Source organism: Klugiella xanthotipulae (assembly GCF_006716695.1).
GTDB lineage: Bacteria > Actinomycetota > Actinomycetes > Actinomycetales > Microbacteriaceae > Klugiella > Klugiella xanthotipulae.
The window spans coordinates 546958-573530 of the sequence record NZ_VFPN01000001.1 but is presented as its reverse complement, the minus strand read 5'-3'; the positions used below and the strand labels follow the sequence as shown (position 1 = coordinate 573530).

The following is a 26573-nucleotide window of genomic DNA, read 5'->3' as shown; positions in this document are numbered from 1 at the left end:
GGGCACCGCTCGGATGTCGGGGGTGGCACGTAGACTGGTGGGCACCATGACGTTGCCTCCCATCTTTAGTGACTCCTCCTCCGACGACCTACTGGCCGGGCTCAATCCGGAGCAGGCGAGGGCCGTTGAGTATCGTGGCCCGGCGCTGCTGATTGTGGCCGGGGCAGGCTCGGGTAAGACGCGGGTGCTCACCCACCGCATCGCGAGCCTGATCCGGTCTCGGGAGGCCTGGCCCAGCCAGATTCTGGCCATCACATTCACCAATAAAGCGGCCGCCGAGATGCGTGAGCGGGTGGAACAGCTGCTCGGGCAGGCAGCCGAGGGTATGTGGATCTCTACATTCCACTCGGCGTGTGTGCGCATTCTGCGTCGTGAGGCCGAACGCTTTGGCTACGTGAAGAGCTTCACTATCTATGACTCGGCCGATTCGCGTGCGCTACTCAAACGCATTATTAAGGACCTTGATCTTGACCACCTGGGACTCACCCCGGCGGGTACCGCGAGCCGTATTTCCAAGCTCAAAAACGAGCTGACAGACGTGGATGCGTTTGCCCGTAGTGCGAGCGCGAATGATCCTCGTGAGCAGGCATTTCTTGAGGTTTTTCGGCGTTACTCGAAGGAACTGGCGCGGGCTCATGCGTTTGATTTTGACGATCTCATCGGCCAGGTGGTGTTTCTGTTTCGGGCTTTTCCCGAGGTGGCCGCGCTCTATCAGCGCCGGTTCCGGCACATCCTGGTAGACGAGTACCAGGACACCAACCATGCGCAATACGCGCTTATTCGTGAGCTGACCCGGCCGGTCGAGCCCGAGGTCGTCGCAGCCGCGACATTTGAGTATGCCCCGCGGGAGGTTGCCGAGGATGGCTCCATCCCGGGGGCCGGTCTCACGGTTGTGGGCGACTCGGACCAGTCAATCTACGCGTTTCGCGGGGCGGATATCCGCAATATTACCGAGTTTGAGCGCGACTATCCGGGGGCCGAGGTCGTCATGTTGGAGCAGAACTACCGCTCCACCCAGAACATCCTGAGCGCGGCCAACGCTGTGATCTCGAACAACTTTGACCGCAAAGCGAAGAATCTCTGGACTGGCCTGGGTGAGGGCGAGAAGATCGTGGGGTTCACGGGCTACTCCGGTCACGACGAGGCGCGTTTCATCGCCGATGAGATCGAGGATCTGCATCGGGATGGTGTGGGCTATAAAGATATGGCGGTGTTCTACCGCACCAATGCTCAGACGCGTGCGCTGGAAGAGATTTTTATTCGGGAGGCGATTCCGTATCGGGTGCTGGGCGGCACCAAGTTTTATGAGCGGGCCGAGATCAAGGATGCGATTGCGTACCTCATTACCGTGGCGAATCCATTTGACGAGTACGCTCTGCGGCGCATCCTGAACTCGCCCAAGCGTGGAATCGGGCCCATGACGGAGGCGCAGCTCGCCGCATTTGCGGAGGGGCAGGAGATTTCGTTTCGCGACGCGATGCGGCGCGCGGCCGAGTTGGGGTATGGGCCGAAGGTGCGCGGGTCGATCCTGACGCTCTCGGGCATCCTGGACCACGCCACGAGTATGGCGCTGACCGCGGAGGGGCAGAAGCCCACGGCGGTGAGCGACATCCTCAACTACATCCTCACGGAGACCGGCTATCTGGACATCCTGCGCGCGAGCAAAGACCCCCAGGATGAGGCGCGGGCCGAGAACGTGGACGAGTTGCTGGCCGTGACCCGCGAGTTCAGCCGGAATAACCCCGAGAGCGGGCTCGTCGATTTCCTCACCGAGGTCTCACTCGTTGCGGCGGCCGACGACCTCGACGATACGAGCGGCACGGTCTCGCTGATGACCCTGCACACCGCCAAGGGCCTGGAATATCGTGCGGTCTTCATCACGGGTGTGGAAGAGGGATTGCTGCCCCACCAGATGTCGGCCGATGAGGCGGGCGGGCCCTCCGAGGAGCGTCGTCTCTTCTACGTGGGCATCACCCGTGCGCGCGAGAAACTGTTCCTCTCGCTCGCGATGACCCGGGCCCAGTACGGTGAGATATCCGTTGCGCTGCCCAGCCGGTTTTTGCAGGAGATCCCGCCGGAGTTGATCTCCTGGAAGCAGTCGCCGGGCATGGTGACGAGCCGGGAGGGTACACAGCCGCGGGCGCTTAACGCCCAGCGCGGCGGACCGGGCGGCGGCCACGGCGGCTACTCGCGGCGGTCGAATGAGCCCTCGTCGAGTTCGGTGGGTTTCCGGGGTGGGTCCTCCGCGGCGGTGTCCGAGCCAGCCTCGGGCAATATGACGAGCAGCCTACAGAAGTGGCGTGAGGCGAAGCGGGCGAAAGCCGCAGCGCAGCGCAGCGGCGGTGAGTCCGCCTTCCCCAACACCATCCTCGGCAGCGTTCAGGATAACGGTGATCTGGAGTTGGCGGCGGGGGATCGGGTGGAGCACAGCGACTACGGCCCCGGGGTGGTGAGCGCCGTTACGGGTGTGGGAACGAAGCGCATTGCGCACGTCGATTTTGAGGAGGTGGGGCCCAAGAAGATCCTGATTAAAATTGCTCCGATCACCAAGGTCAGCACTGATTCAGACGGAACTGATTCAGACGGAACTGATTCAGACGGAATTGGTTCAGGGAGTACCGAGGCGAGCGCCGACGCGGAGAGCTAGCCGACGGGGGATGGACGCCCCCGGGAACTAGTACCAGCCGAGCGCCTGAGAGTGCGCCCAGGCCCCGCACGGGGTGCCGTAGCGCCCCGTGATGTAGCCGAGGCCCCAGATGATTTGAGTCTGTGAATTGGTGCGCCAATCCGCTCCGGCCGAGGCCATCTTGGCCCCCGGCAGGGACTGCGGGATGCCGTAGGCCCCGCTCGATGCGTTGGTGGCCGTGTAACTCCAGCTAGACTCGCGCGTCCAGAGACTGACGAGGCAGTGGAACTGGGCGCTTCCCCAGCCGCGGGCCGCCACCTGCCCAGAGGCGTAGGCCTGTGCCCCCGCCGGGCTGTTGTCAACGCCGCTCGGGGCTGGGCTGTTCACGATGGGCGGTGCGATCACACCGCCGCCCGTGCCGACCCCGCCGGAACCCTGCTGGGCGGCACGGCGAGCTGCTACTGCCGCGGCCTCCGCCTGGCGCTGCTGCTCCTCGTAGGCGAGGCGCGCGGCCTCGGCTTCGCGGTAGTCCTGTTCCACCGTCGCCGAGGTGTTCTTGAGGGTTGCCAGTTTGGCGTACAGTTCGCCTTGTTGCTGCTGGACCACGGCAACGGCGGCGTCTGCGTCCCGGCTGGCCTGCTCGGCGTCCCGGGCTGAGGCATCCGCCTCTTCGGTCAGTTTTTGCTGCTCGGTTCGGGCGGTATGTGCCTGCTCGGTGAGGGCGGATACCGTGTTCTGGCCCTGCTCGGCCCGTTCGGCGAGCTGTGAGTTGCGCAGCGAAAGTCGGTCGAGCGAAGTGAGACGGGCGAGTAAGTCGTCGGGGCTGCTGTTGGTGAGGAGTTCTGCGGTGCTGCTGCCGGAGATGTTGCTCCGGTAGAGGCTCGCGACGGCGGAACTGGCTCCGCTGATCGCGTCGTTGGCCGAGCTCTCAGCGGCCGCGAGTTGCTCGGTGAGCGTCTGCGTGCGCGCCGTGATGGTGTCGAGGCTCGCCTGGGCCTGCGCATCGGCGAGGGAGGCTGCGACCGCCTCATCGCCCTTCGTAGCGGCGGTGGCCTGTAGCGCGTTCAGGTTGCCCTCGAGCGTGGTGATCAGTTTTTGGGTTTGGGTGACGTTGCCGCGGGCAGCGAGGACGTCGTCCCAACTGGGGGAGTCGTCGGCGTGCGCCGGGGCCGCCATCAGCGTGCAGAGCAACAGGGGCGCGGCGAGCGTGATGGCCAGTGCTCGTGCCGTGCCGGATCGGTGATGCCGAGTGAAAATACCCATAGGCCCCTAGGTTAACACCGTTGCCGCGGCACAACTGAGGAATCGCGGGTCAGGGGCAACAACGAGAGGGTTGGCGTCGGCGGGGAAACCTCGCTAGGCGACCACGTCTGTGAGCGAATCGCTTCGGGGCGTCCCGCTCAGGACATTCTCGGGGAAAAATATTACGGCTGTGCGTTGGGGCAGGGTGGGGCCCGCGGGCCATCTCTCGCCGCGTTCCGTTGCCCGCGGTGGCGACCCTGAGGGCGGCGCGGCGGGCGGGGCTGTGCGCAAGGGGTAGTGTTGTACACGCGGTTCGCGCCCCGGCCTCTCTGTCGGCGCGGGCACCGTGACCCCGACATATTAGTGCGCTGCCGCACCACCGTTACTGCGGAGCGCAAGATCACGGATTGGATGAGCGTGGATCTTTACGAGTACCAGGCACGAGACCTATTTGAAAGTTACGAGGTGCCGGTCCTTCCCGGCATCATCGCCGACACCCCCGACGAGGCGCGAGCCGCAGCCGAGAAGCTGGGCGGCGTTGTCGTCGTCAAGGCGCAGGTGAAGGTGGGTGGCCGCGGCAAGGCCGGTGGCGTCAAGGTAGCCAAAAACCCGGAGGAGGCGTTTGCGGCGGCGCAGGCCATTCTGGGCCTCGACATCAAGGGCCACGTGGTGAAGCGTGTGATGGTTGCCGGTGGTGCCCGCATCGCGCAGGAGTTCTACTTCTCCGTGCTGCTTGACCGCGCCAACCGTTCCTACCTGTCCCTCTCGAGCTACGAGGGAGGTATGGAGATTGAGCAGCTCGCCGTCGAGCGCCCCGAGGCGCTGGCCCGCGTTGAGGTCAACGCCAACGAGGGCATTGACCTCGCGAAGGCGCGTGAGATTGCGATTGCCGCCAAGTTCCCGGAGGATCTGATTGACAAGGTTGCTCCCACCTTCGTAAAGCTCTACGCCGTGTACACGGGTGAGGATGCCACACTTGTGGAGGTTAATCCGCTCGTGCTCACCGAGGAGGGCGACATCATTGCGCTCGACGGTAAGGTCTCGCTCGATGAGAACGCCGGTTTCCGCCACACCAACCATGAGGCGCTCGAGGACAAAACCGCGGCCGACCCGCTGGAGGCCAAGGCCAAGCAGTTTGATCTCAACTACGTCAAGCTTGACGGCCAGGTGGGTATCATCGGCAACGGTGCCGGCCTCGTGATGTCCACGCTCGATGTTGTCGCCTACGCGGGTGAGAAGCACAACGGCGTGAAGCCGGCCAACTTCCTTGATATCGGTGGTGGAGCATCCGCTGAGGTGATGGCGAACGGCCTCGATGTGATCCTCGGCGATGCACAGGTGAAGAGCGTTTTTGTGAACGTTTTCGGTGGGATTACGGCCTGCGATGCCGTGGCTAACGGAATTGTGCAGGCCCTGGAGATCCTGGGCGACGCCGCGACCAAGCCGCTCGTTGTCCGCCTGGACGGCAACAAGGTGGAGGAGGGCCGCCTGATCCTGTCCGCCGCCAACCACCCGCTCATCACCCTGGCCACCTCGATGGATGACGGTGCCGACAAGGCCGCCGCGCTGGCCGCACAGTAAAGAAGGATTTTGACATGGCTATTTTTCTGAACAAAGACTCCAAGGTCATCGTCCAGGGCATTACGGGCGGCGAGGGCACCAAGCACACCGCACTCATGCTCAAGGCGGGCACCCAGATTGTCGGCGGCGTGAACGCCCGTAAGGCCGGAACGACCGTCTCGCACGAGGGTGGGGTGGAACTGCCCGTGTTTGGCACGGTTGCGGAGGCCATCACGGCGACGGGCGCGGATGTCTCGATCGCGTTTGTACCCCCGGCCTTCACCAAGGATGCTGTGATTGAGGCGATTGACGCCGAAATCCCCCTCCTGGTGATCATCACCGAGGGCGTTCCCGTGCAGGATTCCGCCGAGTTCTGGGCCTACGCCCAGGAGAAGGGCAATAAGACCCGCATCATCGGCCCCAACTGCCCCGGCATTATCACCCCCGGTGAGTCGCTCGTGGGGATCACCCCCAACAACATCACGCGTAAGGGACCGATCGGCCTCGTCTCGAAGTCGGGCACCCTCACCTACCAGATGATGTTTGAGTTGCGCGATCTGGGCTTCTCGACCGCAATCGGTATCGGCGGTGACCCCATCATCGGGACGACCCACATTGACGCCCTCAGGGCGTTTGAGGCCGACCCCGAGACGAAGGCCATCGTCATGATTGGTGAGATTGGCGGCGACGCTGAGGAGCGTGCGGCGGAATTCATTAAGGCCAATGTGACGAAGCCTGTTGTCGGCTATGTGGCCGGGTTCACCGCTCCCGAGGGTAAGACCATGGGCCATGCGGGTGCCATTGTGTCCGGCTCTGCAGGAACGGCTCAGGCCAAGAAAGAGGCGCTGGAGGCGGCCGGTGTGAAGGTGGGTAAGACGCCCAGCGAGGCTGCCCGCCTCTTGCGTGAGGTCTACGCTGCGCTGTAAAAAGTCAGCAACCATCGCGACATTAGCGCCGTCTCTCCTGGGGAGGGGCGGCGCTTGTGTTATCAAAACGGTATGAAAGCTGAGCGCCTAGTAAACACACTAAAAATGATGAAGTATCCACATCAGTCTGACCTTTTCGTTTATGTTTTCTGTTAGTTTCCCGATAATCTGTGAATGATTGTTTTGTGTCGAGGGAGTCGTGATTCATGTCTCCCTCTTTTTTTGCATAATTCTATGTATTAGGGGGATTTAATCATGATGTTCACAAGGATTGTGGGGGTCGCAATTGCGGCGGCGCTCACCCTCTCCGGATTGGCTCTCGGCGGCTCGGCTGCCCTGGCCGAATCGGGCACCACTCCGGTCGAGTACGTAACGGATGCCACTATCCGTCCGGACGAGACCACATACCTGGGTTGGCACGAGGGCGCTGGTGCCGCGGGAACCTATACGTCTACGCCGGATGGGCTCGCTCTGACGGGCAAGGTGCAGATCCTGAAGGGCACCGCCGCGATCACCGCATCCCTGCCCGACTTCGCCGCGAGCCTCGACAGTGATGCCACGGGGGAGGTATTTGTTCAGGTACCCGTTTTCTATAACGACGGCAAAAACTTCACGACGCTGCACTATCGTGTGGGGGACGATAGCGGTCTGTGGACCACCAGCCGCGCACTCGGCAGCTACGGCCAGCTGGCCGAGGCTCCCCTCGCGGACTTCGTTGCCCAGATGGGCAGCTACCTGATTATTGGTTATGGCTTTTTTGTTGACGAGGGTCAGACCGCGGTGGTGCGTTCGTTCGACGCGCACGGCACCCACTACGTTTTCACCCCGCAGCCCGTGACGGTGCCGACACCGCCGAGCCCCGAGCCCACGGTTGAGCCGACGGTTGAGCCGACAGCCGAACCAACCACCCCCGCCCCGACACTGGCCCCGCCGACACCGACCCTCGACGCGGTTGTCCCGGGCGATGGTGCAACCTCCACCCCGCCCGTGTCCACCGAGACGGATGCCACCACGGCCGGTGCGCGGGTGGCTGTCAGTGCCCCCGTCGGTGTTTTTGCGGTTGGTGAGAGCGTCGAGATCTGGCTGCACTCCACGCCTGTCCTGCTCGGCACGGCAACCGCGGATGCTGCCGGTGCCGTCAACGCCGTCGTGGCGATTCCCGCGACGGTCGCGGCGGGTGTGCATCACATCAGGTTCCAGAGCCCCAGCGGGTACTACTGGTCAACCACCGCGATCGAGGTCGCGTCCGCGTCCGCGTCCGCGAGCACGGTACTGGCCGTCACGGGGGCAGACCAGGGTGTCGTGTACGCCGCCGCCGCTGCCCTCGTGACGGGTGGCGTATCGCTCGCTGTCGTGTCGCTGCGTCGCCGGTCCGCTCTCCGCTAAGCCACACTCGGTGACGCTCTGCCCGGATGCCCACGGCATCCGGGCAGAGTGCGTTCTGAGCTCACCCCGGGGACCCCGTGTCGCGGGTCGGGGCTCACCAAGTCGGGGTACCCTCGTAAACACATGAAACGACTTATTACCGCCATCGTGGTCGCCATCGAGGCGGTCGGTGTCCTGGCTGCCGGTCTGGGCGTCACCCTCATCCCGCTGACCCTCATCTGGATGATCGACTACGAACTCGATTTTCCCTTCAGTACTGCCCTGGGCATTTCCGCGTCCGCCTGGATGCTGGCGCACCTCGTGCCCGTTGCCGTCACCGTACCCGCCGACGCGATGACTGCCCTCGGTCTGGGGAGCGAGCCACTCGCATTTCTCCTATCTCTCGCACCGCTCGGCATCACCGTTATTACGGTGGTCTGCGGGGTGGCCCTTGGCCGCCGCGCGGCCCGGTCATCCACCCCGTTTCTCGGGGTCGGCACGGCGCTCGTGGTTTTTGGTATCGGCTCGTGGCTGCTCGGTTCACAGACGGTCACCGGAAGTGTGTCCGTCACGGCACCCGGGTATATCTTCCGGCCCGTGCTGGTCTACGGGCTCGGGATGCTGGGCGGCTTTGTCGCCGACTCTCTCGGGTCGTCAACGCCCCCTGTGGAGCGGATTGCGCGGGTTCTCCGTGAGAAAGCTTCGTGGTTGTGGGGCCCGGTGATGCGCTCGTTGGGTGTCGCGGCGCGGGGCGGCGCGGTGGCTGCCGTGGGCATCCTGGGGGTGGCTGCGGCACTGCTCACGGTCATGCTGGTACTGAACTACGGCTCGATTATCGCCCTGAGTCAGGGGCTACATGTCACCCTGTGGGGGAGCCTGGGCCTCGCCCTGGCTCAGGCGGCGTTGCTCCCCAACGCGATTATTTGGACGGCATCCTGGCTGGTCGGGCCGGGGTTCGCGGTGGGTGTCGGCACGGCGGTGAGCCCCGTTGCCACGCATGTGGGCCCGCTTCCCGCCTTTCCGCTGCTGGGCGTCCTGCCCGAGGGGGCGCATTCGTGGGGTCTCGTGGGGCTGGTCGTTCCGCTCCTGCTCGGGTGTACCCTCAGCTATCGACTCTGCGGTGCACTGTGTGAGCCGTGGGGTAACCGGGTGCCGCTCTGGCTGCTGCCCCTGGGCGCGGCGGTGACGGGTGGCGTTGCCGGTGCCCTCCTGGGCTGTGCGGCCGGGGTATCGGCCGGGGCGATTGGTCCGGATCGGTTACAGGAGGTGGGTCCGAGCGGCTGGGCCGTGATGGGCTGGACCGCGACGGTTGTGGCGCTGGCGAGCCTCCTGGGCTCCCTCATGGCCGCCGCAGGCGCGCGGGCCGCGCGGGTCGAGATCGACCTGTCGGGTGAGCGAATCGCGAGCGGGTGGGCTGCGGTCTCCCAGCGTGTCACCGCGCGGGCCGGTCGGTTGCGGGCGGAGCGCACGCCAGCGCGGGCGGGAGCTCCGGATGCTCCCGTGCCGGATCCTGAGGTGCCGGATATTTCTGCACCGGATACCGCGTCGCCCCGCGCGCGCGTCGTGATCGCTTGGCTGGCCCGGGTCCGGGACTCCGTCTTTCACGTAACTGAGGAGCGTTTCGTGCACCCCGACCCTGATGCGTCGGCACCGAAGCGTCCGTCTTCGACGCCATCGGGCGGGCTGGTCGGCTCCGGCGACGCCGAGACCGTACCCCTGGGCGAGGCGGGCCGCGGCGTGCGCCAGACGGCGGAGAGCCCCGAGGCCGAAGCGCGCGAGCGGGAACGCCGTCAGCGGGATGCTGAAACCGGCGGCATCCCGCGCTATGGGCAGACCGAGGAACTCAACATCGACGATGTGATTGATGACTACCGCTGGCCCGAACGGGAGTAGGCTCAGATGGTGATTTCTCTCGTTGTGCTGATTTCTGGCAGCGGTTCTAACCTGCGCGCCCTGCTGGAGGCCTGCTCCTCCCCGGAGTTCCCCGCCCGCGTGGTCGCGGTGGGGGCCGATAACGAGGCCGACGGCCTGGCCCACGCCGAGGAGTACGGCATTCCCTATTTCCTGGTTGACCCGCGCGCGTTTCACAGCCGTGAGGAGTGGGGCCGTGAGCTGCTGGCCCAGATCACGCAGTGGACCCCCGACCTGGTGGTCAGCGCAGGCTTCATGCGCATCCTGCCCGCGGATGTTGTCGCCCGGCTCACCCCGCGTCTGATCAACACCCACCCCGCCCTGCTGCCCCGTTACCCCGGAGCACACGCCGTACGCGATGCGCTCGCCGACGGTGCAACCGTCACGGGGGCCACCGTGCACATCATCGACGAGGGCGTCGATACGGGGCCGATCATCCGCCAGCACGCGGTGGACATCGACCCAGCGGATACCGAACATACCCTGCATGAACGTATCAAGACGGTGGAGCGGGACATGCTCGTGGCCACCGTCCGAGACATTGCCACCGGACAGATCAACCTTGAGGAGCTCAGCGCATAATGGCCAACCCCGCACACGACCCCACCCTGTACACCCACCGCGACGCCGTGCCCGTCACGCGCGCACTCATCTCGGTGAGCGACAAGACGGGCCTCACGGAGCTGGCCGCCGCGCTGTCGGCCGCTGGTGTTGAGCTCGTCTCGACGGGCTCAACGGCCGCCACGATTCGGGAGGCCGGCCACGCTGTCACCGAGGTGAGCGAGATTACCGGGTTCCCCGAGTCGCTTGATGGCCGCGTGAAAACCCTGCATCCAGGGGTACACGCCGGTATTCTCGCCGATCTGCGCCTCGAATCGCATCAGCAGCAGTTGAGTGAGCTCGATATTAAGGCGTTTGATCTCGTCGTGGTCAACCTGTACCCGTTCCGGGAGACGGTTCTCTCCGGGGCCGCCCCCGCCGAGGTGATCGAGCAGATCGACATCGGCGGACCGGCCCTCGTGCGAGCCGCCGCGAAGAACCACGCCAATGTGGCGATTGTGGTGTCGCCCACGCGTTACCCCGAGATTGTTGCGGCCCTGGCCACCGGGGGGACCACCCTGGAGCAGCGCACCGGGCTGGCCGCGGAGGCGTTTGGTCACACGGCATCCTACGACTCGGCCGTCGCCGAGTGGTTCTCGGTTGCCAACGCCGCCCCCACCCTGTCGGTCAACGCTACGCTCGTCTCCGAGCTGCGTTACGGCGAAAACTCGCACCAGGATGCGGCGCTCTACGCGGTCAGCGGGGGGTCGGGGATCGCCCAGGCCACGCTGCTGCACGGTAAGGAGATGTCCTACAACAACTACGTGGATGCGGATGCCGCCCTGCGCGCCGCCTTCGACTTCACCCAGCCCGCCGTGGCCATCGTCAAGCACGCCAACCCGTGTGGCGTCGCGGTGGCCGCGCCCAAGGCTCCCGACGCGATTGCCTCGGCCCACCGCCGTGCCCACGACTGCGACCCCACCTCGGCCTTCGGCGGTGTGATCGCGGCCAACCGCCCTGTGACCCTCGCGATGGCCGAGACCGTGCAGGAGATCTTCACCGAGGTGCTCGTGGCCCCCGCCTTCGATGCCGACGCGTTGACCGTGCTTAAGTCCAAGAAGAACCTGCGCCTACTGCAACTGCCCGAGGGGTACACCCGCCCCTCGGTGGAGGTGCGCCAGATTTCCGGCGGGTTCCTGGCCCAAAGCTCCGATGTGGTGTCGAGTCGTGCGGAGGTACCGTGGACACTCGTTTCTGGCGCGGAGGTAGACGCTGAAACCCTGGCTGACCTGGAGTTTGCCTGGACCGCCTGCCGCTCCGTGAAGTCCAACGCCATCCTGCTCGCCCACGGAGGTGCCTCGGTGGGCGTGGGTATGGGGCAGGTCAACCGCGTTGACTCCTGCCACCTCGCGGTCACCCGCGCCGGTGAACGCGCGGCAGGTTCGGTCGCCGCCTCGGACGCCTACTTCCCCTTCGCCGATGGCCTTCAGGTACTGCTGGATGCCGGGGTGAAGGCCGTCGTACAGCCCGGCGGGTCCGTCCGCGACCCGGAGGTGATCGCGGCTGCCCGTGAGGCCGGCGTGAGTATGTACTTCGCCACCGAGCGACACTTCTTCCACTAGACCATTGTGTCTGGCCGGATCGGTCAGGATTCGAGAAGTGCGGATATCCGGGGGCGGCTAGCCTGGTGGGGTACGGGCATCCCGCGGGGCTGTATGGGCCACCGCGCCGCTGCCGGATGCCCAGAAGATCTCTACCCAGACTCCAGGACGCCGAGGAGGCACCATGACACTCTCACTTGATCGCATCACGCTCGCCGTACCGGAGGTGAGCGCCGCACGAGCGTTCTACACCGCGGTACTCTCACCCGATGTCACCGAAGACAGTGCCGGTACCACCCTCGATATGCACGGTACCGGGCGGGTGGCCCTGTCCTCGGATGAGCGGCCGGGAGCGGAGCGGGGTGCCGAATCTGTCGCCACAGGCTTTCCCGGCTTTATCGTGTCGTATATTGTTCCTCAGCCCGGGGAGGTCGAACTGCTGCTGGAGGCGGCCCTTCGGAACGGGGCGACCGTGCTCAAACCGGCTCAGAAAGGATTCTTCGGCGGGTTTTCGGCCACCTTCCGCGCCCCGGACGGTGCACTCTGGAAGGTGTCGGCCCCAACCAAGAAGGATACTGGCCCCGCGGCGCGGCCCCCGGTGCCGACCGAGACCGCGGTGCTCTTGGGCGTCGCCGATCCGAAAGCCTCCCAGGCGTTCTACCGGGCTCTCGGGATGACCGTTGATCGGAACTATGGCCGCACGTACAGCGATTTTGTTCCGGCCCCCGGGTCGGGCCGGTTAGGTCTGATGCCGCGCCGGGCCCTCGCGAAGGATGTGGGGGTTGGCGAGCAGGGCGACAGCCTCAGCCCGCCGGTATTTACCCGGTGTGCTGAAACCCGTGCCGAGGTGGACGCCCTTCTCGCGGCCGCGGTCTCGGCCGGCGGCCGGGACGTTATTGCGGCAGAGGAGACGGAGCAGGGCGGGTACTCGGCGCAGTTTACCGATCCTGACGGATTCTGCTGGCGACTAGCGCACAGGGGTTAATTGGGAGTATCGACGGTGTATGCCGCGAGGCGCATATTTACCCGGTAGGAGTCTCCGGTTGCGGAGAACAGCAAGGGGGTGCCCTCCGCCCGGTAGTGGGCGAGGGCCCTCTCCTCGTGATTCGCGGCCGACCGGCCATCGGCTCGCACCACCCGCCACCAGGGCACGGTAGCGCCGTAGCGGGCCATAATCGTGCCCACCTGCCGGGCTGCGCGGGAGCCGAGGGTGGCCGCGATGCTGCCGTAGCTCATGGCGCGGCCGGGCGGGATCTGGCTGACGACATCCAACACCTCGGAGACAAAGTCGCGCACGCCGTGCCTAGTGGGCGTGCGCCGAATTCAGATCGAGCGCGCCGATGACCTCTCCGTAGGTGGTCTCGCCGATGGGGGTGAAACCCACGCGCAGGAAGAATTCCTCGGGTCCGTCATCCCCACGCTCCCAGAGCACGGTGAGGCGGTCGAAGTTGCGGGCGCGTGCCTCGGCGGCCAGGCCGGCGAGGGCAAACTTACCGACTCCCTTACCCTGGGCATCCGCATCCACGTTGATGCGCCACAGGCAGCAGCGGAATTCTTCTTGGTGGTTCTCGGCATCGAAGTTTCCGTGGATGAATCCCACCACACTGTCACCCTCCAGGACGACACGCTGCCACGCGGTGGCGGGGTTGCTCACGGCCGCGGCGGCTCCATAGGAGACAGGAACAATGTACTGCTCCTGGCCGGGCTTGAGAGTGAGGGCGTTCACGGCAACAATCGTTGCGGCGGATAGTTCTTCAAATCTCAGCTCGCTCATACTGCTTAGGCTATCGCCAAAGAGCGGCTGACGTCATCCCTCTGTGGTACCGGAGGTGCTCTGCGGGTACCCGAGACGCCCGCGGTGGCGGGGCGGCAGGTTTCAGCGCTGGCCCCCGCGGCTAGTAGACTCGGTGCGGGCGTATCTGCCCACCACAATCCGCTCGCGTCTCGGTGCAGCCCCCGCACGTGGTAGGCCAACGATACACAACTGAGACGCCACCAAGGTAACGGGAGTTCCATGTCCAAGATCAAGGTTGAAGGCACCGTCGTTGAGCTCGACGGCGACGAGATGACTCGTATCATCTGGCAGTTCATTAAAGAATCGCTCATCCACCCCTACCTCGATATCACCCTCGAATACTACGATCTCGGCATTCAGAAGCGTGACGAGACGGACGACCAGATCACTATTGATGCCGCCCACGCCATCCAGAAGCACGGCGTTGGCGTGAAGTGCGCCACCATCACACCCGACGAGGCGCGGGTGGAGGAGTTTGGCCTGAAGAAGATGTGGAAGTCGCCCAATGGGACCATCCGTAACATCCTGGGCGGCGTGATTTTCCGTGAGCCCATCATTATCTCGAATATTCCGCGCCTGGTGCCCGGCTGGAACAAGCCGATCATTGTGGGTCGTCACGCGTTTGGTGACCAGTATCGCGCCACCGACTTCCGTTTTCAGGGACCGGGTAAGCTCACCGTTGAGTTTGCGCCCGAGGACGGCTCCGAACCCCTCAAGTTTGAGGTGTACCAGGCACCCAGCGACGGTATTGCCCAGGTTCAGTACAACCTCGACTCCTCCATCCGCGACTTTGCGCGCGCCTCGCTCAACTACGGCCTGTCGCGTAACTACCCGGTGTACCTGTCCACCAAGAACACCATCCTCAAGGCCTACGACGGTCGGTTTAAAGACATCTTCCAGGAGATCTTTGACGCCGAGTTCAAGGAGCGGTTTGACGCCGCCGGTCTCACCTACGAGCACCGCCTGATCGACGATATGGTCGCCTCGGCGATGAAGTGGGAGGGTGGATACGTCTGGGCCTGCAAGAACTACGACGGCGATGTGCAGTCGGACACGGTGGCGCAGGGCTTCGGCTCGCTTGGTCTGATGACCTCCGTGCTGGCCACGCCGGACGGCAAAGTGGTGGAGGCTGAGGCCGCGCACGGCACCGTTACCCGGCACTACCGCCAGCACCAGCAGGGCAAGCCCACCTCGACCAACCCCATTGCCTCGATCTATGCGTGGACCCGCGGTCTCATCCACCGCGGCACGCTTGACGGCAACCAGGAACTCATCGAGTTTGCCAACACCCTGGAGGATGTGGTCATCACGACCGTCGAGAGCGGCAAGATGACCAAAGATCTCGCCCTCCTCGTTGGCCCGGACCAGCCCTACCAGACCACGGAGGAGTTCCTGGAGACCCTCTCCGCCAACCTGAAGGCGCGCCTGGCGTAGGGCGTCCCCGCCAGAACCCCGTGGGGGTCGGATGCGCCGCCGCGCATCCGACCCCCACTCTTACTCCTGCCTCACCCCCACCCTTGCGTTTTGGGTGACTTTTCCTCACACATCGACGTTAATTTCTCTACTTTTTGCACAAAACTCACCCGAAAAAGGATTTTCGGGGTGGTCACGAAGTTCTGTCAATACGAGGACGTGGGACGCCCGCCTCCGTGAGCAGGGTTGCGAGCCGCTGGGGCGACCGGGCTACCGCCCAATCCCACCGGACGAAACGGCGGCAACGGGTCCGCAGCTCATCCTCGCGGCGCTTTTCGCGCCACACGACATCCGCGGGCGAGAGGTCCGCAGGAGACGCACGGGTGACATATTTGATCTGCCCGTCAAACTCGCCGATGACCTGGGCCTCGGGCCACCAGAAATCGACCCGAAAGGGCAGACCCTCAAAAGTCTTTTGGAGGACGGGGTCGGCGAACCCTAGCTCGTGCATCCGCACCCTGCTGATAGATTCTCCGACACTTTCTGCACCCTCCCGAGAGAGCAGCAACGCCCTGTGCATTCGGTGGAAGCCTCGCTGTGAGACCACCAGTGTGTCGGCGTATTCCCTGAGGTGTTCTGGCGTGCACCCGTCGAAGTGTCGGAGGGCGTGATCGATCGCTGGGACGGAATCCACCAGGCTCAGCCGCCGGGCGAGGTCGATCAGGGTTCGTTCGAGTGAGGTGGTGCGCAATCCGTTGTGGACGGTGGAGCCGGGGTCGGGTTCCATCCGGTGGATGGTGAGTCCGCGATAGCCACCGCCACCGCCGGGGTGCGGATCGAGGGCGTGGACGCGGGTGTGACGGGAGTGCGGAACGGGGAGGCCCCAGAGCGCTGCCGCAGACTCGTGAGAAAAGGTGAGCTGTCGTGACACGGTCAGTGAGGTTGCCCGGACGCGCGTTATGTATCGTTCCGTTTCGGACATCTCCTGCCAGAGCGCCCGGGCGATGAGTACTCCTTGGCGCACTCGGATGAGTTCGCCCTGGGCAATGTGTTGGTGGATGCGGTGGGAACTGAGCCCCAGCGAGAGCAGGTCGCGGGAACGAATGAGTCCGTGAGTGTGTGGAGGGTCGAGGGCCAGAATTGATCTCATGGGCTCAGCCTGTCAAGTGAGAGTGGCCGCGCATCCGAAAGCAGGTGGGATGTGGGGAATATCGGATTGCGGATGCCTGTGGGGGAGACTCCAGGTGAGCAGGCCGTCGGGGGGATGGCCTGGTTATTGGCGTTTTGGGTGATTTTTGTGCAAAAAGTAGGGAAATTAACGTCGATGTGTGAGGAAAAGTCACCTGCGGGGGTGGGGAGTACTTGCGTTTAGTTTGTTCGTAAGGTTTACTAACAAACATGCCCCAGGGAAATGAGCAGGGACGCTCGCACACAAACGCCACCGCCGTCGCGCCGCGACGGGCGGGGCGGGTGCTGCGTCCCAGCGTGAAAGTGTTGCCGGAACACGCCCGGCGGCACAACCGTTCGCTCGTGTTGCAGCAGGTGTACCGCACCTCAGGGCTGAGCCGTGCCGATATCGCCCGCCAGACGGGGCTCACCCGGGTCACGGTCTCCGATCTCGTCTCCGAGCTGGTCGCCGAGGGGCTCGTCACCGAGCTGGGGCAGCGCGAGGATGCCCGCCCCGGTAAACCCGCCACCCTGCTCGAAATGAATTTGGACGCGTTCCACCTCATCGGGCTTGACCTCTCCGATAAGTCCGTGTTTCGCGCCGCGATCCTCGACCTCAGCGGCCGCGTACGGGAGCGCGCCGAGGCCCAGCTAGACGGAGCCACGGGAGAGCTTGCGATTGGCCGCCTGATGGATCTGGTTGCCGAGCTCGTGGGCCGCGCATCCCGCCCGCTGCTCGGTATTGGGGTGGGCTCGCCCGGTATTGTTGACCGCGGCGGGGTGGTGCGCAGCGCGCCCAATCTGCGCTGGGCGGAGGTGCCGCTCCAATCGATCCTGGCCGAACGCTTCCGCCTCCCCGTGACCGTCTCGAACGACGCCAACGCGGCCGTGCTCGCCGAGCACAGCTTTGGGCAGTCTGCCGACGACATCATCCTGGTGCAGATCGGGGCCGGTGTGGGAGCCGGTCTGATTATCGACGGCAGCCCCGTCCTCGGCAGCCACTCGGCGGCTGGCGAGATCGGTCACGTGGTGGTCGGCACCGACGGCGGCCCGCTCTGCGCCTGTGGCAAGGAGGGCTGCCTGGAAGTCTGGGTGTCGGTACCCCACCTGACCGCCCAGCTGCTCGACGCACCCACCGAGGCGGCCCGCACCGAGGTGCTCACCCAGGCGGGCCAGCGCCTCGGCATCGCCCTCGCCCCCGTGGTCGGCGTGCTCAACCTCACCGAGATTGTGCTCAGCGGGCCCACCGAACTTGTTGCCGGTACCTTCGCGGAGGCCACCCTCAACACCATCCGTCAGCGCACGATTGCCGGTATTCACGGCGACCTTGCGCTGCGAATGACCGCACTCTCGCGGGACATCGTCCTGCGCGGCGCGGCCGTTCTTGTCCTCTCCGGGCAACTCGGCGTCTCATAGCAGACGACGCCACCACGGCGAGACCGCACGGTCCCGCCGACAGCACCAGAACAAAAGGATCGCATCATGAAGAAGAAATTAGGAGCGTTGGCCCTGATCACAGCTTCGGCCCTGGCTCTGACCAGTTGCGCGGGCAACGGCGGCGGAGCCAGCCAGCTGCCCGATTCCGACCCCGAGTCGAAAAACATCACCCTCTGGCTGATGGGACCCGACACCCCCGACACCCTGCGCGAGTACCTCACCGACGAGTACAAGAAGGCAACGGGCGGTAAGCTCACGATTGAGCAGCAGGACTGGGGCGACGTGGTGGCCAAGCTCACGACCTCCCTGCCCGACGAGAAGAACACCCCGGATGTGGTCGAGATTGGCAACACCCAGTCACCCACGTTCACCACGGCCGGTGCCTTCACCGACCTGACCGATATGTACGACGAACTGGGCGGCGAGAACCTGCTCCAGTCGTTTGTGGAGGCGGGTGCCGTTGACGGCAAGAACTACGCCCTGCCCTACTACTTTGGTTCGCGCTACAACTTCTACCGCAAAGACATCTGGGCGGCGCAGGGTAAGACCGTGCCCACCACCCTGGAAGAGTTCAACGCGACGGTCGCCGAACTGCGCACCGACGACATGAGCGGCTTCTACCTCGGTGGCAGCGACTGGCGCAACGCCATCTCGTGGGTGTTCGCAAACGGCGGGGAACTGGCCGTGCAGAAGGACGGGGAGTGGGAATCCACACTGTCCGACCCGAAGACGATTGAGGGCCTGACCCAGTTTCAGGAGCTCTTTAAGAACGCCTCCAACGCCCCGGCCACCGAGTACGATAGTGCCCCCTGGGTGAACCTCAACAACAACGACGCCACGGGCAAGCCCGAGGCCGCCACGATTATCGCCCCCGGATGGGCGCACTGGTCGATTGGTGACCCAGTAACGGTCAAGGACCCGGAGACGGGCGAAGATAAGCCCGGTGCCGAGTGGAACGACGAGACTTTCGGTACCTTCGTGCTCCCCGGCGTTGACGGTGGCGCGGCCCCCGTGTTTGCCGGCGGCTCCAACATCGCCATCTCGGCGGCGAGCACCAAGCAGGAGGCCGCGAAGGAACTGATGCGTATTATCTTCTCCCCGGAGTACCAGAAGATGCTCGGCGAAAGCGGTATGGGCCCGGCCAACATGGAGTACACCGATTCGTTGGGTGATGACCAGTTTGCTCAGGCTCTGGTCGAGTCGGCTGCCAACTCGAAGCTGACCCCCGCCGCTCCCGGCTGGTCCGCAATCGAGGGCAAGAAGATCCTGGAAGAGTTCTACGGCAAGATCGCGGCCGGCGGAGACGTCATCGAACTCGCCAAGGAGTACGACGCCAAGATCACCCCGCTGCTCAACAGCAACTAGCAAGGCTCGGGAGGGGGCAGCCACACATACCGCCCCCTCCCGTTACCCGGTGGTGGGGATGCCGGCCCCGGCAGGCATCCCCACCACCACCCTCAACACCCCGACCCCGTGCAGAAGAAAGCAGTGGAATGACCACCGTCCAGGCTTCCCCGGCCGAGCGCGATACCGCCCCGGCAACGCCGCCCACACAACGCTCCTCGAAGGTGCCACACGCGCTCATCCTGCCCGCGGTGATTATCCTGCTGATCGGCATGGGCTACCCCCTGATCTGGCAGATCGTCACCTCAACCCAAAAATTTGGCCTGTCCTCGCAGTTCTCCGGCGTGGCCCCGTTTGTGGGTATCGACAACTACGTGACGCTGTTCACCGACCCGGTGATCTGGGCCGTCGTGGGCCGCTCGCTGCTCTTCTGTATTGTGACTGCCGCCATCACGGTGATCTGGGGCGGGCTCTTTGCCCTGCTGATGAAGGCCGCCGGGAAGGTGGGTCGGCTCATCCTCCAGATCTGCCTGCTGTTGGCCTGGTCGATGCCCGTCGTCGCCGCGATGACCGTGTGGATCTGGCTGTTCGACTACCGCCGCGGCGTGGTCAACTACCTACTCAACATGCTGCCCGGCGTGGAGATGGACCGCTACAACTGGCTGGATACGCCCGGCACCTTCTTCCTCGTGGCGAGCATCATCGTGGTCTGGATGTCGGTGCCGTTCGTGGCCTTCTCCCTCTACGCGGGCCTCACCCAGGTCTCCGACGAGGTGATGGAGGCCGCCCAGCTGGACGGGTCCAACGGCTGGCAGCGCGTGCGATTCATTATCCTGCCCATGATTCGCCCCGTGCTCATGATCGTGCTGCTGTTGCAGCTGATCTGGGACCTGCGGGTGTTTGCCCAAATCCAGATGTTGCAGGATGCCGGCTCCGGTGCCGGGGAGTTTGACCTGCTCGGCACCTACATCTACAAGCTCGGCACGGGCGGCGGCGACTTTGGTATGGCCTCGGCGGTCTCCATCTTTGTGCTCGCCATCACCATCGCTATCAGCTGGTACTACGTGCGCAGCCTACTCAAGGAGGACGAGAACTAATGGCAACGCTTGCCCCCACCACGCAGGCCCCGGCCCGCCGCCCGCGCGACCCGCGCCGCATCCGCCGCATCCTGTGGAGCGCCGTGGCCATTATTGCCGCGCTGATCTGGGTGTTCCCGGTGTATTGGATGGTCAGCTCTTCGCTGCTGCCCAACCGCACGCTGATGTCGTTCATCCCCACCTTTTTTCCCGGGGCCGAGACCACGTTTGCGAACTACCGCAACGTGGTCGCCGACGGGTCCTTCTTTAGCGCCCTGGGCATGAGCGTCTCGATCACGCTGATCGTGGTGGTCTGCTGCCTGATTTTCGCGTTCCTGGCCGCCATCGCGATCAGCCGCTACAAGTTTCGGGGCCGTAAATCCTTTGTGCTTGCCGTGCTGCTCGTGCAGATGCTGCCCGCCGAGGGCCTGTTTATCGCCCAGTACAAGATGATCTCCTCGGTGGGGCTGCTCAACAGCATCATCGGGGTGAGTGTCATCTACATCGCCGCCGTGGTGCCCTTCACCATCTGGATGCTGCGCGGCTTTGTCGCGGGCATCCCCGCCGAACTGGAGGAGGCCGCGATGGTGGACGGCCTCAGCCGCCCGCAGGCGTTTATGCGCATCACCTTCCCGCTGCTGGCCCCCGGGCTGGTCGCCTCCGGCGTGTTCGCCTTCCTGCAGGCGTGGAACGAGTTCACGGTGGCCCTCGTGATCCTGCAGAGCAACTCGTCGCAGACCCTGCCGCTGTGGTTGCGCGGCTTCATCCAGAACAGCGCCTCCCGCGAGATCGACTGGGGTCAGGTGATGGCCTCCTCCACGCTTGTGGCCGTGCCCGTGATCATCTTCTTCCTGATCGTGCAGGGCCGTATGACGAGCGGCCTCGTGGGTGGGGCGGTGAAGGGATGATCGCGGACGCATTCTCGGCATCCGCCGATCTCGCCCGTCAGATCAGCACCACCATGCTCCCCGGGTTTGAGGGGCACACGCTGCCCGGGTGGCTGGAGCGCCGCCTGTGCGCCGGTCTCGGTGGGGTGTGTCTCTTCTCGACCAATATCGGCACGCCCGAGCAGGTGCGCGCCCTCACGGACGCGATCCGTCGCGCCAACCCGCGGGCCGTCATCGCGATTGATGAGGAGGGCGGGGATGTGACCCGCCTGCACCACGCCACGGGCTCGCCCTTCCCCGGCAACGCCATCCTGGGTCGGCTGGACGACCCGGAGCTCACACGCCGCGTGGCCGCCCGCGTGGGGGAGGAGCTGCGCGAGGTGGGCTGTACCCTGACGTTTGCGCCGGATGCGGATATCAACTCCAACCCGGACAACCCGGTGATCGGCACGCGCAGCTTTGGCCCCACCGCGGACGTGGTTGCCCGGCACACCGCCGAGTGGGTCCGCGGGGTGCAGGAGGCCGGAATCGCCGCGAGCGCCAAACATTTTCCGGGCCACGGTGACACCGCCCAGGATTCGCACCTGGCGCTCCCCGTGATCGACCGCAGCCTCGACGAACTGCGCGAGCGTGAGCTGGTGCCGTTCCGTGCGGCCATCGCACAGGGCACGCGCACCATCATGACCTCGCACATTCTGCTGCCGCAGCTGGACCCGGAGCGGCCCGCAACCTTATCGCCGACCATTCTTCAGGGGCTGCTCCGCGAGGAGCTGGGCTTCACCGGGGTGATCGTGTCGGACGCCCTCGATATGAGGGGGGCCAGTGCGGTCACGGGGATCCCGGAGGCCGCCGTGCGCGCCCTCGCCGCCGGGTGCGACCTGCTGTGTATCGGCACGGCCAACACCGACGAGGAGATGACTCAGATTGAGGCCCGGGTGGCCACCGCCGTGGCCGAGGGTCGGCTGGAGGCCGCCCGCGTGGCCGAGGCCGCCGGGCGCGTGCTGAGCCTCGCCGGGATGGAGCCGGTGGCCACCCGCGAGGTGCCCGGCCCCGCCGAGACCCTCGTGAGTGTCGCCCGCGTGGCCGAAACGTTTGAGGTGCGGGCGGGGGTGGCCGTTCCCGCGCTGGGCGAGGGGAGCGGTACGCATCTGCTCGTGATTGACGGGGTGCCGAATGTGGCGGTGGGGCCGCTGCCGTGGGGCCCGCTCGCCGCGCGGGACCTGGGCCGTGCCCCCGGGGAGGCCGGACAGCTGCCGCTCCTGACCGAGCAGCGGGTGAGTGCCGGGCCTGTTGACGCGGCCCTGGCGGGCATCCCGAGCGACCGCGACCTGATTGTGGTGGGGCAGAACCACCACCGCGAACCGTTTAACCGTGAGCTGATCACCGCGCTCATCGAGCGCGGCCAGCGCGTGCTGACCGTGGACATGGGGTGGCCAGCCCCCGACCGGGCGTTCGCCGATATCGCCACCTTCGGGGCCTCGCGCACGACCGGCCAGGCTCTGCTTGACCTGCTGGCGGCGGGCCGACCGGCCACCGCCTCGCTGCCGGGCGGTGCGGTGTGAGGATCGGCATTGATATTGGCGGGACAAAAACCGCCGCGGTGGTGCTCGACCCGGGCGACGGTGTTCTCTGCGCGGTGACCCACCCGACGGGCTACGGCCCCGCGGAGGTGCTCGCCACCGCGTTGCGCTGCGTGACGGAGCTGGCCGAGGGGGTCGGCTGCGCGCCGGGCGACTTTCGCTCGATTGGCATCGGGATTCCGGGTGCGGTGAACACCGCGACGGGCCGGGTGGACCACGCCGTCAACCTGGGGCTCGTGGGGTTTGACCTGGGGGCGGAACTCGCCCACCGAATTGGTGCGCCCGTGCGGGTAGAGAACGACGTGAATGCGGCGGCCCTCGGGGCCTACCGCTGGGTGCGGGGGGCCGAGACGGAGCCCGGCACGCCCGGCAGTATCGCCTACCTCAACCTCGGCACGGGGCTTGCGGCCGGCATCATTCTGGACGGTGAGCTGTGGCGGGGCTCCCGGGGGGTTGCCGGTGAGATTGGGCATATCCCGGTGGACCCCGCGGGTGCGCTGTGCCCGTGCGGGCAGCGCGGGTGCCTGGAGACCATCAGCTCCGGCTCGGGGATCGTGCGCCAGTGGCCCGTGCCCGACGGTGAGTCGGCGGTGCGCTCGCTGATGGTCGCGGCAACCGCCGGAAACTCCGCCGCGGTGGGGGTCCGTGATGGTCTGTTTGTGGGCGTGGCCACGGCCATCCGCCTGCTCTTTTTATCGGTGGATGTGCAGCGCGTTGTGCTGGGTGGTGGGGTCACCACGATGGGGGAGCCGCTGCTGAGTGGCGTGCACGGGGTGCTGCGGGAGTGGGCGGCCCGCTCGGCCTTCCTCGGCTCGCTGCGGCTCGACGAGCGCATTCAGATCCTTCCCGACACGTTTCCCGCGGCCGCAATCGGTGCCGCGCTGATTGGAGAAAACTCATGGCAGAAGTAATTATTGTGGACACCCCCGCGGCCGCTGGCGAGTGGGTCGCTCAGCGGATCAGCGCCCTGGTGGCGGGGAAACCGGATGCCGTGCTGGGCCTGGCCACGGGCTCCACGCCGCTGCCCGTCTACGCGGCGCTGGAGCGCCGGGTGCGCGAGGAGGGCCTCAACCTGGGGCATGTGCGCGGCTTTGCGCTCGACGAGTATGTGGGTTTGCCAGCCGAACACCCCGAGAGCTACCGCTCCGTGATTCGGCGCGACGTGGTGGAGCGGCTGGGCATGAACGCCGAACTGGTGTGCGTGCCCAACGGCGACCGTGACGGCATTAACACCGCGGGGGAGCGCTACGAGGCGGATATCCGGGCGGCCGGCGGGGTGGACATCCAGATTCTGGGTGTGGGCACGAGCGGCCACATCGGTTTTAATGAGCCCGGCTCGTCACTCAACTCGGATACCCGGGTGAAGGCACTCACCGAGCAGACCCGCCGCGATAATGCCCGCTTTTTCCCCTCGATTGATGAGGTGCCCACGCACGCCCTGACCCAGGGGGTTGGTACGATCCTGCGTGCCAAACACCTGGTGTTGCTGGCGTTTGGCGCGGCAAAGGCCGAGATTCTGGCGGAGTGTGTGGAGGGTCCGGTGACGGCCTCCGTTCCCGGTAGCGCCGTTCAGCTGCACCGGCACGTGTCGGTGGTGGTGGATGAGGCGGCGGCCACCCACCTGAGGCACATTGATTACTACCGGCGCTCGTATGAACAGCGGCCGGAGTGGTTGGCGTAGGCGGCGCGAACCAACTCAGGCTGAATTAGCTCAGTTTGAATTAGCTCAGTTTGAATCAGCTCAGGCTGAATTAGCTCAGGCTGCGGCGACCGGCCAGAAAGCCGGTGGTCGCAGTCAGCAGCCCCACCACGATGGCCAGCCAGGGCGGCGCGTTGATGGCGATGAGACCCACGACGGCCGCGGCGATCAGCAACAGTTCCACGAGCCCGCGAGCGAAAGCATCCACACCCAGCATGGGGCGGGGCGACAGAAACGCGGCCCACATCAGGATCGCCACCAGGATGCTGCCGATTCCGGTCGCGATGCCGGGCCACGGCATCTCCCACGCGAGGAAACCCCACGCGCCGACACACACGAAGAGCACGAGGTGCATCACGGCGCGGCAGAGGGTGAGAGTGTCGATTTTTGGGGCGGTGGCGGAGTCAGTCACGCGCCCCAGTCTACCGTTTGCGGCGGGTTGCTCGGACGGTGCGGCGGGGCCGTTTCGCGGAGGATAGCGGCACAACATTGGCTGCGGTTGCTCCATTCGCGAGCACGCCGATAAAGATGGTGGCGGCAGTGGCGATAACGTAAAACGTCGATATCGCCGCGATTTTCGCCCCGGCAGACACAATCCGTGGTGACACCGTGCGCCCCACCGGCGCTACTGGAAGATAATCGTGCGGTCGCCGTCGAGTAGGATGCGGTTCTCCGCGAACCAGGTCACCGCCCGGCGCAGGGTGCGGCTCTCCTCATCCTGGCCCAGGGCGACCAGTTCGGCGGGGGCCAGGGAGTGGTCTACCCGCACCACATCCTGCTCGATGATGGGCCCCTCATCGAGGTCGCTCGTGACAAAGTGCGCGGTGGCCCCGATCAGTTTCACGCCGCGGCTGTGCGCCTGTCGGTAGGGGTTGGCCCCCTTGAAACCGGGCAGGAACGAGTGGTGGATATTGATAGCCATGCCGTTCAACTCCGCACACAGAAAATGAGTGATGCTCTCAAATTATGAGGGCAAAACTCATTTCCTGTAGATATTTAGACGGAAGTGCGCGCAGTCAATGCCTTTATTTGCCACGATGAGTTGAAGAACGCAAGGGCAATTAAGCTGTTGATCGATAAGACCACCAGTAACGCGAACGGTTCGATATCTAAAGCCCAGATAGCATTAATTACCTGAAAAGTAAAAATTAATCCTACTATTAAGCTACTTGCGGCTCTCTCGGTCATTCTCCACCACGGCCGCGATTTGGATAAATCTTCGCCGTCTCCTTGAAAGGTGCGGACGAAGAATGCCAGAGCTATTAGTTGCGCCACGGTAAAGGAAACTGCTGCTGCAGTTCCATCCAGCAGAACGCTAACAAATATGGTTGCTGTTATGCCGATAAAGTAAAACGCTGCTATAGTTGCAATTTTTGCCTGGATAGACACTATTCTTATCGACATTTTAGTGTCCCTTTCTGTTTATTTGATGACTGAATATTTGTAGTAATTACAGTAGTTATAGCCACAGTTATAGTAAATTGCTTTGATGCGTTTTTTCTGGTAGTGCGCACTCGAAATAGCGTCAGCAAGTTTCGGAGGAGCGCCGCAGGCTAAGTTTGCGGCGTAGGGCAACGGTACAACTTTGCATGCTGTGCCAGTGTGTCCCAGAACTTTCCACATGTCTTCGACGGTAGTTCTGCTGTAGTAGTTAGGTGTAAGTTTTGTAGCTGGGGTCAGCTACTATGGGATACCGACTTTCGGTTCCATGTGCGACGATCTGGGTGAGTGTTGACCCGTTGATCTCGTAATGCGTTGGAACGGACTGCCCGTCAGCGTCAAAAGCCCAAGGCGCATCAAACTCGCCGATGACATCTCCGGAGTTATCGTCTCGAATCTGAGCACCACCCTGATGCGCGACAAGGCTGCTCCCGGAGGGCAATTCCAGTGGGTACGAATAGGATTTTGGTGCCTGAGGGTCTCTGATGATTGTATTCAACTGAACTGTTCCATCATCATGTATGACTGGAACAGTTTCTGATCCATTGTTGTTGTCGTAAGAAACAATGCCCTGGCGTTCAACCGTGGCGGTATCCGCCTGACGAGCGAACGGTAGCCCGATATTTAGCGTTGTGCCGGAGTTTACGATAACCCCCGCCTGGGCATCTGCAGGAACGGTGATCTGGGTGTTTTCCAGGGAGGCATTTATTGCGTTTTGAGTACCGGGAGTGGTGCTGACGCTTGCAGCAGAATCAAGAACTTCCGGGCTTACCGAGGCGAGGGTCTCTAGTACGTTGTTTTCATCGGCGTAAGCCGGTGAAGCTAGAGTTACTCCACCTAAAAATAGAAGGGTGGCGCAGGCGATTGAAACTGATCTCTTCAAAGAAGACTCCTTTGTTTTGAAACAAAGCATATACGATAATATCTACCGCTACCGTTCCCTCGCCCCTCAAGGCAATGCTCT

The 26573-nt window shown here is 64.4% G+C and carries 24 protein-coding genes and 1 pseudogene; 16 read left to right on the top strand and 9 right to left on the bottom strand.

Going from position 1 to position 26573, the window contains the following annotated elements:
* Nucleotides 1-46: 46 nt before the first annotated feature.
* Nucleotides 47-2647, top strand: coding sequence for an ATP-dependent helicase (locus FB466_RS02520; RefSeq protein WP_246054499.1), 2601 nt, complete (start codon nt 47-49; stop codon nt 2645-2647).
* A gap of 27 nt (nt 2648-2674) precedes the next feature.
* Here FB466_RS02520 and FB466_RS02515 read toward each other — a convergent pair whose 3' ends face one another.
* On the bottom strand, nt 2675-3889 hold the full coding sequence (locus FB466_RS02515) for a coiled-coil domain-containing protein (protein ID WP_141915573.1): 1215 nt from the start codon (nt 3887-3889) through the stop codon (nt 2675-2677).
* Between the two features lie 396 nt (nt 3890-4285).
* Between FB466_RS02515 and sucC the strand changes: the two genes are divergently transcribed.
* From sucC to FB466_RS02480, 7 genes are all read left to right on the top strand, one after another.
* Nucleotides 4286-5449, top strand: a complete 1164-nt coding sequence (gene sucC, locus FB466_RS02510) for an ADP-forming succinate--CoA ligase subunit beta (RefSeq protein ID WP_141916779.1) — start codon at nt 4286-4288, stop codon at nt 5447-5449.
* 14 nt (nt 5450-5463) lie between these two features.
* Nucleotides 5464-6354, top strand: coding sequence for a succinate--CoA ligase subunit alpha (gene sucD, locus FB466_RS02505; RefSeq protein ID WP_141915572.1), 891 nt, complete (start codon nt 5464-5466; stop codon nt 6352-6354).
* 255 nt (nt 6355-6609) lie between these two features.
* Nucleotides 6610-7740, top strand: a complete 1131-nt coding sequence (locus FB466_RS02500; RefSeq protein WP_141915570.1) for a hypothetical protein — start codon at nt 6610-6612, stop codon at nt 7738-7740.
* A gap of 123 nt (nt 7741-7863) precedes the next feature.
* Nucleotides 7864-9612 carry a cell division protein PerM gene (locus FB466_RS02495; protein ID WP_141915568.1) on the top strand — a complete coding sequence of 583 codons (1749 nt, stop codon included), beginning with the start codon at nt 7864-7866 and terminating at the stop codon, nt 9610-9612.
* A 9-nt stretch (nt 9613-9621) separates the two neighbouring features.
* Complete coding sequence (gene purN, locus FB466_RS02490; protein ID WP_141916777.1) at nt 9622-10212, top strand: phosphoribosylglycinamide formyltransferase; 591 nt, start codon at nt 9622-9624, stop codon at nt 10210-10212.
* Nucleotides 10212-11792, top strand: a complete 1581-nt coding sequence (gene purH, locus FB466_RS02485; RefSeq protein ID WP_141915567.1) for a bifunctional phosphoribosylaminoimidazolecarboxamide formyltransferase/IMP cyclohydrolase — start codon at nt 10212-10214, stop codon at nt 11790-11792. The genes purN and purH overlap by 1 nt, the downstream gene beginning before the upstream one ends.
* 163 nt (nt 11793-11955) lie before the next feature.
* Complete coding sequence (locus FB466_RS02480) at nt 11956-12756, top strand: VOC family protein (RefSeq protein WP_141915565.1); 801 nt, start codon at nt 11956-11958, stop codon at nt 12754-12756.
* Here FB466_RS02480 and FB466_RS02475 read toward each other — a convergent pair.
* Entirely contained in the window at nt 12753-13067 is a 315-nt protein-coding gene (locus FB466_RS02475) for an MGMT family protein (protein ID WP_246054498.1), read from the bottom strand. The genes FB466_RS02480 and FB466_RS02475 overlap by 4 nt on opposite strands.
* 7 nt (nt 13068-13074) lie before the next feature.
* Nucleotides 13075-13545 (bottom strand): GNAT family N-acetyltransferase, encoded by a 471-nt coding sequence (locus FB466_RS02470; RefSeq protein WP_141915562.1) that lies wholly within the window; start codon nt 13543-13545, stop codon nt 13075-13077.
* A gap of 240 nt (nt 13546-13785) precedes the next feature.
* On the opposite strand from FB466_RS02470, the gene FB466_RS02465 reads away from it, so the two are divergent.
* Nucleotides 13786-15000 (top strand): NADP-dependent isocitrate dehydrogenase, encoded by a 1215-nt coding sequence (locus FB466_RS02465; RefSeq protein WP_141915560.1) that lies wholly within the window; start codon nt 13786-13788, stop codon nt 14998-15000.
* A gap of 172 nt (nt 15001-15172) precedes the next feature.
* On the opposite strand, the gene FB466_RS02460 is transcribed toward FB466_RS02465, so the two are convergent.
* Nucleotides 15173-16129, bottom strand: a complete 957-nt coding sequence (locus FB466_RS02460) for a type IV toxin-antitoxin system AbiEi family antitoxin domain-containing protein (protein ID WP_141915559.1) — start codon at nt 16127-16129, stop codon at nt 15173-15175.
* 248 nt (nt 16130-16377) lie between these two features.
* On the opposite strand from FB466_RS02460, the gene FB466_RS02455 reads away from it, so the two are divergent.
* From FB466_RS02455 to nagB, 7 genes are all read left to right on the top strand, one after another.
* On the top strand, nt 16378-17562 hold the full coding sequence (locus tag FB466_RS02455; RefSeq protein ID WP_141915557.1) for an ROK family transcriptional regulator: 1185 nt from the start codon (nt 16378-16380) through the stop codon (nt 17560-17562).
* Nucleotides 17563-17628: 66 nt separating this feature from the next.
* The gene (locus tag FB466_RS02450) at nt 17629-18948 is read left to right on the top strand and encodes an extracellular solute-binding protein (protein WP_141915556.1); all 1320 of its coding nucleotides are present in this window, start codon (nt 17629-17631) and stop codon (nt 18946-18948) included.
* A gap of 128 nt (nt 18949-19076) precedes the next feature.
* Complete coding sequence (locus FB466_RS02445; RefSeq protein ID WP_141915555.1) at nt 19077-20024, top strand: carbohydrate ABC transporter permease; 948 nt, start codon at nt 19077-19079, stop codon at nt 20022-20024.
* Nucleotides 20024-20911, top strand: coding sequence for a carbohydrate ABC transporter permease (locus tag FB466_RS02440; protein WP_141915553.1), 888 nt, complete (start codon nt 20024-20026; stop codon nt 20909-20911). Before FB466_RS02445 ends, FB466_RS02440 begins: the two co-directional genes overlap by 1 nt.
* Complete coding sequence (nagZ, locus tag FB466_RS02435; RefSeq protein ID WP_141915551.1) at nt 20908-22452, top strand: beta-N-acetylhexosaminidase; 1545 nt, start codon at nt 20908-20910, stop codon at nt 22450-22452. The genes FB466_RS02440 and nagZ overlap by 4 nt, the downstream gene beginning before the upstream one ends.
* Nucleotides 22449-23381 (top strand): ROK family protein, encoded by a 933-nt coding sequence (locus FB466_RS02430; RefSeq protein ID WP_141915549.1) that lies wholly within the window; start codon nt 22449-22451, stop codon nt 23379-23381. Before nagZ ends, FB466_RS02430 begins: the two co-directional genes overlap by 4 nt.
* A complete protein-coding gene (gene nagB, locus FB466_RS02425; RefSeq protein ID WP_141915547.1) occupies nt 23369-24151 on the top strand; it encodes a glucosamine-6-phosphate deaminase in 783 nt (260 codons plus the stop codon). The genes FB466_RS02430 and nagB overlap by 13 nt, the downstream gene beginning before the upstream one ends.
* Nucleotides 24152-24221: 70 nt before the next feature.
* On the opposite strand, the gene FB466_RS02420 is transcribed toward nagB, so the two are convergent.
* The 5 genes and pseudogenes from FB466_RS02420 to FB466_RS02405 form a co-directional block, all read right to left on the bottom strand.
* The gene (locus FB466_RS02420) at nt 24222-24581 is read right to left on the bottom strand and encodes a YrdB family protein (protein ID WP_170205989.1); all 360 of its coding nucleotides are present in this window, start codon (nt 24579-24581) and stop codon (nt 24222-24224) included.
* A 10-nt stretch (nt 24582-24591) separates the two neighbouring features.
* Nucleotides 24592-24777: a hypothetical protein gene (locus FB466_RS13360; protein WP_170205988.1), complete on the bottom strand. Its 186-nt coding sequence runs from the start codon at nt 24775-24777 to the stop codon at nt 24592-24594.
* A 17-nt stretch (nt 24778-24794) separates the two neighbouring features.
* Nucleotides 24795-25112, bottom strand: a pseudogene (locus tag FB466_RS02415) (formyltransferase family protein); the annotation flags it as partial.
* Between the two features lie 53 nt (nt 25113-25165).
* Nucleotides 25166-25558, bottom strand: a complete 393-nt coding sequence (locus FB466_RS02410) for a hypothetical protein (protein ID WP_141915543.1) — start codon at nt 25556-25558, stop codon at nt 25166-25168.
* A 262-nt stretch (nt 25559-25820) separates the two neighbouring features.
* On the bottom strand, nt 25821-26492 hold the full coding sequence (locus FB466_RS02405) for a hypothetical protein (RefSeq protein WP_141915542.1): 672 nt from the start codon (nt 26490-26492) through the stop codon (nt 25821-25823).
* Nucleotides 26493-26573: the final 81 nt, after the last annotated feature.

Excerpts from the sequence above, each read along its gene's own strand:
- FB466_RS02520 (WP_246054499.1), top strand. The coding sequence starts at position 47 with ATGACGTTGCCTCCCATCTTTAGTGACTCCTCCTCCGACGACCTACTG.
- FB466_RS02515 (WP_141915573.1), bottom strand. The coding sequence starts at position 3,889 with ATGGGTATTTTCACTCGGCATCACCGATCCGGCACGGCACGAGCACTG.
- sucD (WP_141915572.1), top strand. The coding sequence starts at position 5,464 with ATGGCTATTTTTCTGAACAAAGACTCCAAGGTCATCGTCCAGGGCATT.
- FB466_RS02500 (WP_141915570.1), top strand. The coding sequence starts at position 6,610 with ATGATGTTCACAAGGATTGTGGGGGTCGCAATTGCGGCGGCGCTCACC.
- FB466_RS02495 (WP_141915568.1), top strand. The coding sequence starts at position 7,864 with ATGAAACGACTTATTACCGCCATCGTGGTCGCCATCGAGGCGGTCGGT.
- purH (WP_141915567.1), top strand. The coding sequence starts at position 10,212 with ATGGCCAACCCCGCACACGACCCCACCCTGTACACCCACCGCGACGCC.
- FB466_RS02480 (WP_141915565.1), top strand. The coding sequence starts at position 11,956 with ATGACACTCTCACTTGATCGCATCACGCTCGCCGTACCGGAGGTGAGC.
- FB466_RS02470 (WP_141915562.1), bottom strand. The coding sequence starts at position 13,545 with ATGAGCGAGCTGAGATTTGAAGAACTATCCGCCGCAACGATTGTTGCC.
- FB466_RS02465 (WP_141915560.1), top strand. The coding sequence starts at position 13,786 with ATGTCCAAGATCAAGGTTGAAGGCACCGTCGTTGAGCTCGACGGCGAC.
- FB466_RS02460 (WP_141915559.1), bottom strand. The coding sequence starts at position 16,129 with ATGAGATCAATTCTGGCCCTCGACCCTCCACACACTCACGGACTCATT.
- FB466_RS02455 (WP_141915557.1), top strand. The coding sequence starts at position 16,378 with ATGCCCCAGGGAAATGAGCAGGGACGCTCGCACACAAACGCCACCGCC.
- FB466_RS02450 (WP_141915556.1), top strand. The coding sequence starts at position 17,629 with ATGAAGAAGAAATTAGGAGCGTTGGCCCTGATCACAGCTTCGGCCCTG.
- FB466_RS02445 (WP_141915555.1), top strand. The coding sequence starts at position 19,077 with ATGACCACCGTCCAGGCTTCCCCGGCCGAGCGCGATACCGCCCCGGCA.
- FB466_RS02440 (WP_141915553.1), top strand. The coding sequence starts at position 20,024 with ATGGCAACGCTTGCCCCCACCACGCAGGCCCCGGCCCGCCGCCCGCGC.
- nagZ (WP_141915551.1), top strand. The coding sequence starts at position 20,908 with ATGATCGCGGACGCATTCTCGGCATCCGCCGATCTCGCCCGTCAGATC.
- nagB (WP_141915547.1), top strand. The coding sequence starts at position 23,369 with ATGGCAGAAGTAATTATTGTGGACACCCCCGCGGCCGCTGGCGAGTGG.